Here is a 14,530-nt window from a genome sequence, read left to right as displayed (position 1 = left end):
ATGCCAACCCCAGTGATTGCCGCCGCGTACCGCACGCCGTTCGGAAAGGCCGGCGGCGTCTTCGAAGACGTCAGAAGCGAGGACCTCTCGGTCTCGCTCATCGACCACATCCTGGCCGAGACCGGCCTGACGAACGACGACGTCGAGGATCTGCTGTGGGGCGTCGCCCAGCAGCGCGGCGAGCAGGACAACAACGTCGCTCGCGTGGTCGCGCTGCTCTCCGAGTTGGGCGAGTCCGTCCCGGCGACGTCGATCAACCGCTGGTGCGCCTCCTCGATGGAGGCGATCGTCTCCGCGTCGAACGCGATCGCGGCGGGCAACCGCGAGTGCATCATCGCCGGTGGCGTCGAATCGATGTCGCGGGTGCCGATGGACGGCGACTCCTATCAGTACCTCCACCCGGATCTCGCCGAGCAGTACAACGTGCCCCGACTCCAGATGGGGATGACCGCAGAGAAAGTCGCCGAGGAGTACGACGTCTCCCGAGAAGCTCAAGACGAGTACGCCGTGCGCTCACACCAGCGGGCGGCCGACGCGACCCAGTCGGGGCGGTTCGAGGACGAGATCGTCCCCTTCGAGGTCGACGGCGAGACCGTGACGGAGGACGAGGGCATCCGTCCCGACACGTCGATGGAAGCGCTGTCGGAGCTCCCCCCGGCGTTCACCGGCGACGGGACCGTCACCGCCGGCAACGCCTCGCAGATGACCGACGGCGCGGCCGCGACGCTCGTCACGTCGCGATCGTTCGCCGCGGACCACGGCCTCGAGATCCTCGCGGAAGTCGGCACCAACGCCGTCGCCGGCGTGGATCCGACCGTGATGGGCATCGGCCCCGTTCCGGCGACGAAAGCGCTCTTAGAGCGGGCTGGGACCGACATCGACGACTACGGCCTCGTGGAACTCAACGAGGCATTCGCGAGCCAGTGTGTCTACGCGCAGCGCGAACTCGGCATCGACGAGGATCGGTACAACGTCAACGGCGGCGCGATCGCCATCGGTCACCCGCTCGGCGCGTCCGGCGCTCGCCTGCCCGTCACGCTGATTCACGAAATGCACGATCAAGGCGTCGATCGCGGACTCGCCACGCTCTGTGTCGGATTCGGACAGGGCGAAGCGGTGGAGTTCCTGCGGTAACCGTCGAGGGGCGATCCGGCGCTACTTGTCGGGGTGGACGAACTCGATCGCCGTTTTGACCTCTTCGCGCCCGCCGATGATCGTGATGCGGTCGCCCTCCTGGAGCGCGAAGTCGGCGTCGGGGACGCGAGTCGTCCCGTCGCGCTGGACCAGCGCGATCAGACAGTCGTCCGGGAGTTCGGGACCGATATCGCCGACCGTCCGTCCGATCAGTTCCTTGGAGGTCACTTCGATCTCCTGGACGTCGCCCGACTGACCGATCTCGCTCATCCAGTCCATCATCGACGGCCGCTCGATGTAGTTGTCCATCGCCTGCGCCGTCGCCAGCGTCGCCGAGATGGTCCGGACGCCGAGTTCCTCGAACGCCTCGGCGTTCTCGGGGTTGTTAACGCGTGCGAGGATCGTCTCGGGATCGAACTTCGAGCTCGCGAGCTGTGAGACCAGCAGATTCACGTCGTCGTTTCCGGTCGCACCGACGACGATCCGAGCGTTCTCCCCGCCGGCCGATCGGAGAACTTCGGTGTCGGTCCCGTCACCGTTATGTACGGTGAATCCCTCGTTCCGGGCGATTTCGACGGTCTCGGGGTTTTGTTCGATGAGCACTACGTTTTCGCCGCGACCTTCGAGGCGTTCGGCGAGCGTTCGGCCCACCTTTCCGCCTCCGATGATGAGTACGCGCATTGGAATGATGTCGAGGTATTCGGCTATCTGACGGGCGAAACCACCTTCGAGGACGACCGTGACGAGGATGACGAGAAAGACCGTGCCGACGAGCGTGTTCGCCGCCTGATCGAGGCCGGCGTTCCGGAATTCGATAGCGAACAGCGTCGCGACCGACGCCGGGATGATGCCGCGGGGGCCGACGAGACTCATGAACCACTTTTCACCGGTGCTGAAGCGGTCTCCGTACGCCGAGAGGAACACGAGCCCCGGCCGGAGCACGAGGGCGACGATGGCGGCCACGAGCAGCCCGCGAGGGCCGATCGTCCGCAGGATATCGAACTGCAGGAGCGCCGCGAGGGCGATGAAGACGAACGAGAGCACGAGCAGGGTCACGTCGCCTTTGAACGCCGAGATCTCCTCTTCGTAGGGGATATCGGCGTTGCCGAGCAGGATCCCCGCGGTCGCGACCGCGGCGATCCCCGCTTCGGTGGCGAGGGCGTCGGCGGCGCCGTAGGCGACGAGTGCGCCGGCGAGAACGAGCAGTCTGGCGTTCTGCGGCGCGTTCCCCGGCGACAACTCGACGTAGCGGAGCGCGTACAGGAGCGCGGCCGCGACGAGTCCACCAACCAGAACCCCGATGCCGAGGCGCTCGGCGAACAGCGTCAGGAGCGCCGCTGGCTCCGTGATGTCGGAGATGATCGCCTCGAAGATGACGACCGCGAGGATCGCCGCCGTCACGTCGTTGACGATCCCCTCGGTCTCGAGGACGGCTTCGACGCGGTCGCGCGCCGGGACGACCTCCAGGATCGGGGTGATGACCGTCGGCCCGGTGGCGACGAGCAGCGCCCCGATCAGGAACGCGACCGGCCACGACGCGTTGAGGAGCACGTTGACCGCGATAGCCGTCCCGAAGAAGGCGATGGCGGCACCGACGGTGATGAGCTTGAGCGTCGCTGCCGGGGCCTCCCGGAGCTTCTGAATCCGCAGGTGAAAGGCCCCCTCGAAGACGATGATCGCGACGGAGAGCCCGACGATGGCAGACAGCGCGTTTCCGAACGAGTTCGGACCGATCACGCCCAGAACCTCCGGTCCCAGAACGACCCCCGCAGCGATCAGGAAGACGACGCTCGGGACCCGGTAGCGGTCAGAGAGAATCTGCGAGATGACACCGATCCCGATGATCGCTGCGACGATGGGGATGAGGTTCGCCCCACTGCTGGCCGCCACTATGACACCTCCATGTCCCGAACGTGCATTCGCATCGGGTATAAACCCACACATTTCGGACAGAAGTGTGCCGGAATGGTCTGGCGAATAGCGAAAGAAAAGCCACAAAATGTGGTCAACTGTGGAGTTCTCGTACTAGGTCGATCGGTGTCGTCGCGACGTGTGTCTTTAGGCGTCCTCGTAGAGCATCTCGATTTGCGCCCCGTATCGATCCAGGATGGTCCGTCGCTTCTTCTTCATCGTCGGTGTCAGCGTGTCGTTCGCTTCGGAGAACTCCTCGGGGACGATGCGGAAGCGTTTGATCCGCTCGTAAGACTCGAACTCCTCGTTGACCTCGTCGACCTCCCGCTGGATCCGATCGCGGACGCGTTCGTCGCGGACGAGCGCGTCGGGATCGTCCGGGAGGTCCACGCCCGCTCGGTCGGCCCAGTCGCTGATCCCTTCGAAGTCGGGAACGATGAGCGCTGAGACGAACTTGTGGCCGTCGCCGACGACGAAGCACTGTTCGACCACGGGACTGGCGGCGAACGCGTTCTCGATCGGTCCGGGGGCGACGTTCTTGCCCGTGGAAAGCACCAACAGCTGTTTCGCCCGCTCACGGAACGCGAGGTAGCCGTCCGGACGCAATTCGACGATGTCGCCGGTTCGGAACCAGCCGTCGTCGGTGAACGCCGCCTCTGTCTCGTCCGGACGGTTCCAGTACCCCGCGCTCACGTTCGGGCCCCGGACGAGTAGTTCGCCGACGTCGCCCTCCGCTGCCCCGTCAGCAACGCCGGCGACGGTCTGATCGAGGTCGACCTCGAGGCCGGGAAGTGGCGGGCCAATGGTCCCGACTTTCGGCTCTTCCGGCGGATTGACGGCGACGACCGGAGCGGTCTCGGTGAGTCCGTATCCCTCCATAATCGGGAGCCCCATCGCGTGATACAGCCCGCAGAGGTCAGCCGAGAGACTGCCCCCACCGCTGATGAGGAACTCGACGCGCCCGCCGAGTGCCTCGCGGACCCGCGAGAAGACCAGTCGATCGGCGAGGCGGAACTTCGCCGAGAGGACGGGCCCCGGATCGTCGGACGCCCGGTGAGATCGCCCAACCTCGACGGCCCACGCGAAGAGTCGCCGTCCGAGGGGCGACTCGGCGGCCTGCGACCGGACGGCGTCGTACAGTTTCTCGTAGACCCGTGGGACGCTCGTACCGACCGTGGGGCGCACCAGGCCGAAGTCCTCGCGGAGGGTGTCGGGGCTCTCGGCGTACGCGACGGTCGCGCCGGCCGCGAACATCAGAAAGTGCCCCGCCAGCCGCTCGAAGACGTGTGCCAGCGGCAGGAACGACAGCGTCGTCGACGCGGGCGAGACAGCCGGGGTCGGGCGGTCCGGGCGGGGTCCGAACCGCCGGTAGCACTGGGACACGTTGGCGCAGAAGTTCCGGTGGGTGAGTTCGACCCCCTTCGGCTGTCCCGTCGTCCCCGACGTGTAGATGAGCGAGGCGAGGTCGTCGGGATCGCGAGCGGCGAGCCAGGACTCGTACGCGTCGAGATCGAAGGCGTCACGGCCGCGTTCGTGAACGGTTCCGAGTGAGACGACGTCGTCGCGGTCGCGGACCACGCCGGCCATCCCGCTGCCGTCGGGGAGGTCGTCGATCACGACGACGAACGAGAGGTCGAGGTCGTCTTCGACGGCGAGAACGCGCGAGAGCAACTCGGCGTTCTCGACCACGACCCCCGTCGCGCCCGGATCGGAGAGGAGGTACCGCACCTGCGACTCCGAGGAGGACGTGTAGACGGTCGTCGTGACCGCGCCCGCCGCGAGCAGCGCAAAGTCAGTCTGTGCCCACTCCATTCGGGTGTCCGAGAGGATCCCGATGCGGTCGCCGGGGTCGATGCCGAGCGATCGGAATCCGGCGGCGAGTCGCCTGACGAGGTCTCGCATCTCGGCGTACCTCAGTTCGGCGAACTCGCCCTCGGGAGCAGCGGGAAGCACGTCGTGCGTGACGAGCGATCGATCGTACACGCCGCCCTTGTACCGCTGTGCGGCGTCGGCGGCGTTCCGCTCGGCGCTCGCCTCGAACAGCCGACCCAGTGTGTCCGGGCCGAGAACTGGGTCCTCGAAGTCAACCTCTGCCTCCCGCCACGTCATAGCGGCACGACGCGCCGCCGGGAATTAAATGTGCAGTAGTTCTGAGGCCGTTCCGTTGTTCGCGGTTGAACGGCAGACTGGATGTTCGTGGTTCATTCGGCGGGCGGCGCTGTCCCGGAGCGGCCGGCGGACCGCAGCGGGCGACACCGACACGAGACGACGCTCAGAGCCCGAATCGGAGGATCCAGAGCGTCCCCATCCCCACGACGATTGTCGCGAAAACGTCGTCGACGTACCACGTGACGGCGGCCGCGACGACGCCGGCGACGAGGCGTTCGTTGCCGACGACCGCGATCGCGCCCTCCGGCGCGACGAAGGCCGGGACGGCGAGCGCGGCGAAGACCGCCGGCGGGACGAAGCGGAGCGCGTTGCTGAGGCGGTCTGGGACCTCGTCGATCCGGCCGAAGAGGTAGATGAACGACGCCCGGATCGAGAACGTGAGGACGCCGAGCGCGACGACGACGCTCCAGATCGAGACGGGCCCGTACTCGGTGACCATCAGTGCTCACCCCCGTGCTCGGACGTCGATCCCGATCCGCCGACGACCGCGTCGGCGGCGACACCGGCGGCGACGCCAGCGACCCCGCCGGCGATGATGCCGAGGTCGAACGGGACCGAGACGACCGTGCCGACGACGGCGACCGTGCCGCCGACGACCGCGGCGACGACCGTCGGCAGCGACGAGACGGCGGGGACGAGCAGGCTCAAGAACACGAGTGGCACGGCGAACTCGAGGCCCCAGGCGTCGGGGATGCGCGCGCCGGCGACGATACCCAGGATCGTACAGCTCTGCCAGACGATCCACAGCGACACCCCGACGGCGAGGTAGTAGTTGCGCCGTTCGGTCGGGTCCAGTTCCTCGTCGGCGTAGCGCGCGATCGAGAGCGCGTACGCCTGATCGGTGAGGACGTACGCGCAGAGCGATTTCCACCACGAGCGCAGAACGCGGAACCGCGGCGCGATCGACGCGGAGTACATCAACATACGGAGGTTGATCACGACGCCAGTGAACACGATCACCAGGAGTTCGGCGTTGCTGCCGAACAGGTCGATCGCGGCCAACTGCGACGCCCCCGCGAAGACGACGACCGAGAGGCCGACCGCCTGGAGCGGCGTCAGACCGGCGTCGACTGCGGCGGCCCCCGCGACGAGTCCGAACGGCGCGACGCCGAGCAGAACGGGCGCAGCGTCGCGGAGGCCGCGACCGATTTCCGGCGGGATCCGAACGCGGGACACGGTCGGATCTCGAACGGGCCGACTAAACCGCTACCGCTTCGGACCGGAGTCCGTCGGTCCTCGAGCGGGCCGTGCGACACCACTAACTACCTCACCCAAGTATCAACACGTATGTCAAACGACGCGCAGTCACAGGCCGGGACGGCCGAGGGGCAAGGCCCCGTCGAAGTTTCTATCGACGTCGCCCGGCAGATGGCCGAGAAACGCGAGGAACTCTTCGAGGAGTTCGAGATCAAGGACGGGTTCCCGTCGGCGGTGCTCTCTGAGGCCCGTTCGCGGACGGAGGGTATCCAAGCGGAGATCGAAGACGAACTCGAACACCGGACGGACCTGCGGGACCTCACCACGTGGACGACCGACCCGATCGATGCGCAGGACTTCGACGACGCGCTCAGCATCGACGAGGACGAGGAGACGTACACGCTGTGGGTCCACATCGCCGACGTGACCCACTACGTCCACCCCGACTCCGAGATGTGGGCGGAGGCCGTCGAGCGAGGCAACACCGTTTATCTTCCCGGGTACACGATCCATATGCTGCCGCCAGTGCTCGCGGAGACGGTCTGTTCACTCGTGCCGCAGGAGGACCGACTGGCACACACCGTCGAGATGGAGATCGACAAGGAGACGCTGTCGTTCGAGTCCGTCGAGATCTACAAGTCGGTCATCCACTCGGACGAGCGCCTGACCTACACCCAGTGTGAGAACCGCCTCGACGACCCCGACGCACCGCTGCACGAGGAGAACGTGCTGGTCTACGAACTCGCCGACCAACTCCACGAGCAGCGCAAGGAGGACGGGTCGCTGGTGTTGAATCCGAGCCGCGACCGGGCGCACACGATCATCGAGGAGTGTATGCTGAAGGCCAACAAGGCCGTCACGCACGAACTGATGTGGAACCGGGGCGTCGAGGCGATGTACCGCGTCCACCCGCAACCGACGCCGGACCAGTGGGACGACGCGCTTCGGGAGATCAACGATCTCAACGGTGTGAATATGTCCGGCGCCTCGTGGGACGACCCGCGGAAGGCCGTCAACGACGCCCTGGAGAACTCCGACTCGCGAGCGCTCAACAAGATTCAGCGGGCAGTGCTGAAGGTGATGCCCCGCGCGAAGTATATGAACGATCCCTTCGGGGGCCACTACGCGCTCAACTTCGACATCTACGGCCACTTCACCTCCCCTATCCGGCGGCTGTCGGACCTGATCAACCACTGGATCGTCCACGAGAACGACGTGCCGGAGGACCTCGTGGAACTGTGCGACCGGGCGTCCGAGCGGCAGAAGGACGGCGAGACGGCCGAGCGGCTCTACAAGCAGTTCCTCGAAGAGGTCAGTCTCGACCCTCACGCGGTCAACAACCGCGGCGTCCATACCGTCGACGAGGACGGCGAGGTCGTCAACGAAGAGGGTCTGCCGCCTGAGGAGATCGATCAGCGGTCGGCGTGAGACGCCTGAACGCAGGCGACCCTGTCGTCCCCGTCGCAGCGGCGACCCGCGGGCTCAGTGCTTGTGGGTGAACAGGAGGACCTCGTTCTCGTGGGTGGTTACGCAGAGGTCCAAAAGCATACTGAGCTCGAGGCTGTTGTACTCGTCCTCGCAGATGACCAGGTCGTCGAACGGGTCACCGCACGCGGGACAGGCGATCGCCACTGTGTTCCGGTACGTCGTCACCCCGCCGGCCGACTCGTGCGGCGTCAGTGACGTGGTGAGTTCGTCGTACTCTTCGTCTTCCATCGTTCCCACCGATGAAACGATCCATCATAATTCTACTCCCCGCGACGACGGGGCGTCCGGGGTGGGTCGACGAGGCGTCGCCCGACGAGTGCTCAGTCGGTGACCGGGAGTTCGACGACGAAGACCGCGCCCTCGGGGTCGCCGTCTTCGACCCAGACGTCGCCGCCGTAGAGCTCGACGAGCGTCCGGACGAGATACAGGCCGAGTCCGGTCCCGCTGCTCTCGAGGCCCTTCTCGCCCTTGCCGAAGATGTCGCCTTTGCGCGCGTCGGGGATGCCGGGGCCGTTGTCGGCGACGCGCACGCGGACGGCGTCGCCGTCGTCGACGGTCGACGCCGAGACGCGGACCTCCGGGACGGGGCTGTCGTTGTGCTGGACGGCGTTCGAGAGGAGGTTCCGGAACACCGACCCGAGGAGGTCGTTGGCCGACACCGACACGTCCGGAAGCGGCCCGTCGACCGTGACGACGGCTTCGGTGGTCTCAGCGTCGAGTTTCTCGACTTCGCTCTCGATCGCCTGCCGGAGTGGCATCGGCCGTCGGTCGTCGTCCTCGGCGAGCATCACGTCGGCGAGGTTTCGTGCGGTCTCGGTGAGTTCGACCGCGTGGGCGGCGCTGTCACGAATCTTCTCGACGTACGTCCGTTCGGTGCGCGTCTCGTCTCCCGCGTCGTCGGCGTAACTGTCGGCGAGGAAGTCCGCGTACGCGGTCACCAACTGGAGGTCGTTGCGGATGTCGTGGCGGACGACCTGATTGAGGAGATCGAGGTTGTCACGCTGCTCTCTGAGACGGCTCTCGTACTCGTTGCGGTCGGTGATGTCGATGTAGACGCCGAACTGCCGCGAGGCGTCGTCGCCGGCGTTGATCGGCGCCGAGCGGAACAGGAAATCGTGGCGCCCGTCGCGAGTCTGTCGCTCGACCTCACGCGTGACCTGTTCGCCGGCCGTGGCCTCGTCGTCGATCGCGGCGGCTTCCGCGGCGATGTCGTCCTCGTCGGGGACGATCAGGTCGTTGACGTCACGCCCGAGTGCGGTCTCGGCGTCGTAGCCGAACGTTCGCTCGAACGCCTCGTTGACGTCTCGGAGGATCGCACCGTCGTCGGTGAGTTCCACGCTGACGACGGGTTCGGGCACGCCCTCGAAGAGCGCCTCGAAGCGATCCCGCTCGCGTTCGAGGGCGCGCTCTCGACCCCGGCGCTCGGCACGAGACGCTTCGATGGTTCGGCTGAGGCGGTTGAACCCGTGCTCGATCTGTTGCCACTCCTCCGCATCGTCGAGCGTGATTTCGACGCCGTACCGCCCTGATTCGAGCGCACGGAACCCCCCAAGGAGGCGGCCGAGTTGTCGGATGTTTCGTCGATAGACCCACCAGCCGAGCCCCGAGAACAGTCCGAGGACCGCCAGGAGTGAACCGACCTGGAAGGCAGTCACCGTTCGGATCGTCGATTCCACCGTGGCACGGTTCTTGGTAACGCTGACGGTCCACCCCGTCTGGCTGATCGTCGCGTTGTGGCCGAAGTCGTGTGCAGGCGCGCCGTCGGAGGCGTAAATGACACCCTCGTCACGCGAGTACACCGTCAACTGCTGCCCCGAATCGAGGGTTTCGGCGAACGAGTCGAACAGGTCCTCGTCAGCCAGGTGAAACGCCGCGTTGAGCGTTCCGACGACGCGGCCGTCGCGATGGATGGGCGTACTGACCGTGATGATGTAGTTCCCCGAGTCCGCCTGGACCGGGTCGCTGACGTAGGTTTCTCCCGCGAGCGCTCGCCGGACGTACTCGCGGTCGCTGAAGTCAGCGCCGATCAATTCGCGCCTCGTCTCCGGAGAGATGTCGGAGACGATAGTGGTCATCGTGCCGTTGGCGGCGACGACGGAAGCGCCCGCGAACGTCGAACGGTTCAGGAACGTCGCGAGCGCGCGGCGCTGCGCATCGCTGCCGTGACGGCCGAGGGCAGGGTTGGTCGCTGCGACCGACACCGTCCGTTGCAGCGATTCGAGCTCTCGTTCGAGCGCGACGTCGACGTGTTCGGCCGAGTGCGTGACCTCCGTCCGTTCCTGGGCGTACAGCGTGTCTTTGTACTCCTGGAACCCGAGTACGACTGCGCCCGAGAGGACCGTGGCCACGAGCAGCAGTGAGAGCAGAAAGGCACGCTTGAGCTTCACTACCCGTCTCAAGGCACTGGGTCCGGGTTGAATGTACTGATTCGCTCGTGTGGCTGCCGCAGGGGCGGGGACCACGGTGCGTCCAGCCTCCCGAGGAGTGCCGAATCAGCGAGCCGTTCGGCCCCCGTCGTCGTGCCGGAGCGGGGTCCAGAGTCCCGTCGCGACGCCGACGAGAAGGCCCGCGGTGTGCCCCACGTTGGCCGTCGCGGGCGAGGCGAGGACGAGCGCGGCTATCGACTCGGTCGCGACGAGTGCGAGCGCGCACGCTCCGAACAGGGTCGCGAGGAGTTCGAGGTCCGTCGCGCGTCGGTGTCGGGGGAAGTACGCGATGGCGAAGCCGCCGACAGCGAACACGACGCCGCTGATGCCGTAGACGGCTTGCGGACCCGAACCGAAGGCGAGGCTCCACGCGGCGAGTGCGCCGATCGACGCGACGGAAGCCACGAGCGCCATCGAGGCGTAGCGGCGTCCCGGGAGCGTCGCCTCCGCAATCCGGCCGAAGGCGAAGAGCGTCACCACGTTCGGAATCACGTGGACGAGGCCGCCGTGGAGCAGCGGCGACAGCGGCCACGCGAGCCAGGGCGCGCGGAGATACACGTAGTTGGTCGTCACGAAGACCGAGGGCGCCCCCCACAGCGCGGTCTGGAACGCCTGGACAGCGTAGACCGCACAGACGATCACGACGAGCAAGTCGGTGACGGGCGCCGATAACGACCGGTGATCGGCGAAGACCGGCCGCAGGCCGTTCTCGAACGGCATGAGGAGGTTCGATACCGAAACGCGCCGCATCAGCAGTGTGTGCGTACCGCCAGCGTATGAGTGCTTGGGCGGCGTCGGTGGATCGAGGGACCGATGGTTTATCTCCGAAGGCGCGGCCAACAACGGCGTGCGCTGAGGGTTGTTCCACGCCGCACAGCGGTTGTCCGGCACAGCGGCGTGGAAGCGGTCGTGCCGGCTGTTCGCTCTGTTGTCACCGGACGGTGAGCGGCCACTGGACCCGCCGGATTCTTGTCGCACCGGCGTGAGCGACGGACGTGCGACTCGTTCAGGTGATGATCCCGACCGGGAAGCGGGAGGCCGTGCTGGACGTGCTCGACGAGGAAGGCGTCGACTACGCCGTCTCCGACGAGACCAGCGGCCGCGACTACACCGCTGTCGTCACGTTTCCCCTCCCCACCTCCGCCGTCGAGCCGGTCCTCGAACAGCTCCGCGGTGTCGGGATCGAGCGGGACGCGTACACGGTGATCGTACAGGCGGAGACGGTCGTCTCCGACCGCTTCGAGGCGCTGAAGGAGCGCTACGAGTCCGACGAGGAAGAGACCAGTAACGGCGATCGGATCGCCCGAGAAGAACTCGTGGCCCGCGCCGACGAGATGGCGCCGACGGTTCGCCCGTACGTGCTGATGACCGCGGTGAGCGCCGTCGTGGCAACCGCGGGACTCCTCTTGGACTCGCCCGCGATCGTGGTCGGCTCGATGGTCATCGCGCCGCTGATCGGACCCGCGATGGCTGCGAGCGTCGGGACCGTCGTCGACGACCGCGACCTGGCGCTCCGAGGGATCAAACTCCAGGCGCTCGGCGGCGCGCTGGCGATCGGAGCGGCGGCGCTCTTCGCTCTCCTCTTGCGGATGATGAACATCGTGCCACTCACCGCCGAGGAGGTCTTCGCGATCGGCGAGGTCCGTGAGCGCCTCGCGCCGGGCGTGCTCTCGCTCGTGATCGCGCTCGGGGCGGGCGCTGCAGGGGCCGTCTCGCTGGCGTCGGGCGTCTCCTCGGCACTCGTCGGCGTGATGATCGCGGCGGCGCTCGTCCCCCCGACGGCGGTCGTGGGCATCGGGATCGCCTGGGGAGAGCCCCAGACAGTCGTCGGCTCGGCGGTCCTCGTCCTGGTCAACATCCTCGCGATCAACCTGGTCGCGCTCGTCGTGCTCTGGCGGATGGGCTACCGGCCGAAGTTGTGGTTCCGCGAGGAGGAGGCCCGGGCCACGACCCTCAAGCGGATCGCAGTCCTGGCAGCGGTGCTGCTCGTCCTGACGGGACTGCTCGGTGCGTTCACGTACAGTTCCTACCGGACGTCGGAGTTCGAACGCGGCGCGACCGCGGCGATCGAAGCGGAGTTGCCGCCGGAGGCGACGCTTCTCGATCTGGCGGTGACCTACGAGGGGTTCCCACTGCAGACGCCGCAACGGATCGTCGTGACGGTGGGTCACCCGCCGTCGACGACACCGCCGTCCGTGGCGAATACGATACGTGATCGTGTGACCGCGCTGGCACCCGACCCCCTGGGACCGTTCGGGGACGAGTCGATTCGCGTCGAGATCCGCTACGTGGATGTCGACCGAGCGACGGCAACCGGGCGGTAGCGGTGCCGGAGCAGGCACAAACGATTCATTGCGTCAAGCGCGTGTTCAATAGCTGAGCCGCCCATCGAGCGATATGGATCGCAGATTCGGAATCAGCACCGTCGTGGTCGCCGCACTCGTCCTGATCGCGGGGTGTAGCGCCCCGCTACAGTCCGGCCCGGGGACGGCCGCCGCAGACACAGCCAGCCACCCGGCCGTCCGGACCGTTTCGACGGCCGGAACCGGAGCCGTCGCCGCCGACGCCGATCGGGCCGTCGTGACGGTCGCCGTCACCGCCCGTGGTGCGAGCGCGGACGCGGTCAGAGATCGGATCGCAGCGAACGCGACCCGGATGCGTGAAGCGCTCCGTGCGGCCGGCGTCGCGGACGACGAGCTGCAGACGGTCTCATTCCGACTCTCGTCGCGCTCACAGCTCGATCCCGAGACGGGCGTCCAAACGATCGCTGGCTACGAAGCCGTCCACGCCCACCGGATCGAAACGACACCCAGTGCCGCCGGCGAGATCGTCGACACCGCCGTCGACAACAGGGCCACCGAGGTGTCCGGCGTCGCGTTCACGTTGAGCGACGAGGCTCGCACGGAACTCCGCTCCCAGGCGCTTGAGCGCGCGATGACCGACGCTCGCGCCGACGCCGACGTCGTGGCCGAGGCCGCTGGGCTCGCAGTGACCGGCGTCCGATCGGCCTCGATCGGGAGTTCTGGACCGATCTATGCGGTGCGTGAGTCAGCCGCCGAGGGGGCCGGGTCGGGGACGCAGTTCGATGCCGGTCCGGTGACCGTCACTGCGCGGGTCGACGTCACGTACACAGTCGCATAGACGAGCCTCGAGGGGCCTCGCGGACCGCTACTCCTGTCGCGACGGCGGGATGTCTGGCTCCCACGCCACCGCGTCCACAGCCGCGTCGAGCACCGCGTCGACCCCCTCGCCCGTCTCGACGCTCATCTGATACGCGGCGTCGACGTCGCGCGAGCGGTCGCTCTTGTTGTTGACAGTGAGGACCGGCACGTCGCGCTCGCGGAAGCGCTCGGCCACCGCGTCGCGGAGTTCCAACTGCGAATCGAGGGGGTACCCGCAGGCCTCGCTCGCGTCGAGAACGAACACCACCGCGTCGGCGAGGTGTTCGATCGCGCTCACGGCCTGGCGCTCGATGTCGTTGCGTTCGTCTTCGGGCCGGTCGAGCAACCCCGGCGTGTCGATGATCTGATAGCGGATCCGATCACGCTCGAAGTGCCCGACGTGGACGCCGCGGGTCGTGAACGGGTAGTGGGCGATCTCGTTGTCCGCGCGGGTGACGCCGTTGACGAACGACGACTTGCCCACGTTGGGGTACCCCGCGACGACGATCGCGGGTTCGTCCGGGCGGATGTCTGGCAGCGTCTTCAGTGCGTCGCGGGCCTCGCCGATCCGGACGAGGTCGTCAGCGACCTCCTCGACGACGTCGGCCATCCGGGCGAACGCCTGTTTGCGGTGCTTGCGAGCGGTCTCGGGCTGCGTCTTGCGGAGTTTCGGTTGGTACTCCCGGCGGAGTTCGCCGATCTGCCGACTCGCCCAGGTCACCTCCGAGAGGCTCTGTCTGAGTTCGTCGACGTCGACGATCGCGTCCGCGAGTTCGTAGTAGAACGGATCGACCGTGCCGAAATCGGGCCACCGCGTGACGACGTTCTCCAGGTTGTCTGAGAGGATCGAGGAGGCGGTCTGGAGCATCGACTGCTGGGCCTCCAGCCCGGATTTCGCTCGCCCCGCACGCGCCGCTCGCGAAAACGCCTTGTCGAGAAGTTCCTCCGACCGGGGCGTCGTCGGAAGGGACTCAAAAATCATTGTGCCTTCCTACTGGGCCGAGGGGTAAAAGCGCGTCCGTTCCGATCTCACGTGGTACTCCG

Annotated in this window: 12 protein-coding genes; 4 read left to right on the top strand and 8 right to left on the bottom strand. The window is 67.0% G+C overall.

The annotated features are described in order from the left end of the window. Positions 1–1,134: a thiolase family protein gene (locus BLU74_RS05330; protein ID WP_089765953.1), complete on the top strand. Its 1,134-nt coding sequence runs from the start codon at positions 1–3 to the stop codon at positions 1,132–1,134. Between the two features lie 21 nt (positions 1,135–1,155). Here BLU74_RS05330 and BLU74_RS05325 read toward each other — a convergent pair whose 3' ends face one another. The 4 genes from BLU74_RS05325 to BLU74_RS05310 all read right to left on the bottom strand — a co-directional run bounded on the left by BLU74_RS05325 (position 1,156) and on the right by BLU74_RS05310 (position 6,390). Continuing rightward, complete coding sequence (locus BLU74_RS05325) at positions 1,156–3,024, bottom strand: cation:proton antiporter domain-containing protein (RefSeq protein WP_089765951.1); 1,869 nt, start codon at positions 3,022–3,024, stop codon at positions 1,156–1,158. 168 nt (positions 3,025–3,192) lie between these two features. Continuing rightward, positions 3,193–5,154 carry an AMP-dependent synthetase/ligase gene (locus tag BLU74_RS05320; protein WP_089765950.1) on the bottom strand — a complete coding sequence of 654 codons (1,962 nt, stop codon included), beginning with the start codon at positions 5,152–5,154 and terminating at the stop codon, positions 3,193–3,195. 163 nt (positions 5,155–5,317) lie between these two features. Next, complete coding sequence (locus BLU74_RS05315) at positions 5,318–5,653, bottom strand: AzlD domain-containing protein (RefSeq protein WP_089765947.1); 336 nt, start codon at positions 5,651–5,653, stop codon at positions 5,318–5,320. Next, a complete protein-coding gene (locus tag BLU74_RS05310; protein WP_089765945.1) occupies positions 5,653–6,390 on the bottom strand; it encodes an AzlC family ABC transporter permease in 738 nt (245 codons plus the stop codon). The genes BLU74_RS05315 and BLU74_RS05310 overlap by 1 nt, the downstream gene beginning before the upstream one ends. A gap of 111 nt (positions 6,391–6,501) precedes the next feature. On the opposite strand from BLU74_RS05310, the gene BLU74_RS05305 reads away from it, so the two are divergent. Then, a complete protein-coding gene (locus tag BLU74_RS05305; protein WP_089765942.1) occupies positions 6,502–7,839 on the top strand; it encodes a ribonuclease catalytic domain-containing protein in 1,338 nt (445 codons plus the stop codon). 54 nt (positions 7,840–7,893) lie between these two features. Here the strand turns inward: BLU74_RS05305 and BLU74_RS05300 are convergent, their stop codons facing one another. From BLU74_RS05300 to BLU74_RS05290, 3 genes are all read right to left on the bottom strand, one after another. Further along, positions 7,894–8,127 carry a DUF7385 family protein gene (locus BLU74_RS05300; RefSeq protein WP_089765940.1) on the bottom strand — a complete coding sequence of 78 codons (234 nt, stop codon included), beginning with the start codon at positions 8,125–8,127 and terminating at the stop codon, positions 7,894–7,896. A 92-nt stretch (positions 8,128–8,219) separates the two neighbouring features. Beyond that, positions 8,220–10,286 (bottom strand): ATP-binding protein, encoded by a 2,067-nt coding sequence (locus BLU74_RS05295; RefSeq protein WP_175454571.1) that lies wholly within the window; start codon positions 10,284–10,286, stop codon positions 8,220–8,222. 105 nt (positions 10,287–10,391) lie between these two features. Then, complete coding sequence (locus BLU74_RS05290) at positions 10,392–11,075, bottom strand: rhomboid family intramembrane serine protease (RefSeq protein ID WP_089765936.1); 684 nt, start codon at positions 11,073–11,075, stop codon at positions 10,392–10,394. Positions 11,076–11,320: 245 nt separating this feature from the next. Between BLU74_RS05290 and BLU74_RS05285 the strand changes: the two genes are divergently transcribed. Both BLU74_RS05285 and BLU74_RS05280 read left to right on the top strand, forming a co-directional pair. After that, positions 11,321–12,649, top strand: a complete 1,329-nt coding sequence (locus BLU74_RS05285) for a TIGR00341 family protein (RefSeq protein WP_175454570.1) — start codon at positions 11,321–11,323, stop codon at positions 12,647–12,649. Positions 12,650–12,722: 73 nt separating this feature from the next. Next, positions 12,723–13,466, top strand: coding sequence for an SIMPL domain-containing protein (locus BLU74_RS05280; protein ID WP_089765934.1), 744 nt, complete (start codon positions 12,723–12,725; stop codon positions 13,464–13,466). 27 nt (positions 13,467–13,493) lie between these two features. Here the strand turns inward: BLU74_RS05280 and BLU74_RS05275 are convergent, their stop codons facing one another. Next, entirely contained in the window at positions 13,494–14,468 is a 975-nt protein-coding gene (locus BLU74_RS05275; protein WP_089765931.1) for an NOG1 family protein, read from the bottom strand. Positions 14,469–14,530: the final 62 nt, after the last annotated feature.

It is taken from the genome of Halobellus clavatus, assembly GCF_900107195.1.
GTDB classification, from domain to species: Archaea; Halobacteriota; Halobacteria; order Halobacteriales; family Haloferacaceae; genus Haloquadratum; species Haloquadratum clavatum.
Note: the sequence above shows the minus strand (reverse complement) of the source record. Positions and strands in the feature narration are given on the sequence as shown.

Coding starts and splice junctions, on each gene's coding strand:
- BLU74_RS05330 (WP_089765953.1), top strand. CDS start 1: ATGCCAACCCCAGTGATTGCCGCCGCGTACCGCACGCCGTTCGGAAAG.
- BLU74_RS05320 (WP_089765950.1), bottom strand. CDS start 5,154: ATGACGTGGCGGGAGGCAGAGGTTGACTTCGAGGACCCAGTTCTCGGC.
- BLU74_RS05315 (WP_089765947.1), bottom strand. CDS start 5,653: ATGGTCACCGAGTACGGGCCCGTCTCGATCTGGAGCGTCGTCGTCGCG.
- BLU74_RS05305 (WP_089765942.1), top strand. CDS start 6,502: ATGTCAAACGACGCGCAGTCACAGGCCGGGACGGCCGAGGGGCAAGGC.
- BLU74_RS05300 (WP_089765940.1), bottom strand. CDS start 8,127: ATGGAAGACGAAGAGTACGACGAACTCACCACGTCACTGACGCCGCAC.
- BLU74_RS05290 (WP_089765936.1), bottom strand. CDS start 11,075: ATGCGGCGCGTTTCGGTATCGAACCTCCTCATGCCGTTCGAGAACGGC.
- BLU74_RS05280 (WP_089765934.1), top strand. CDS start 12,723: ATGGATCGCAGATTCGGAATCAGCACCGTCGTGGTCGCCGCACTCGTC.
- BLU74_RS05275 (WP_089765931.1), bottom strand. CDS start 14,468: ATGATTTTTGAGTCCCTTCCGACGACGCCCCGGTCGGAGGAACTTCTC.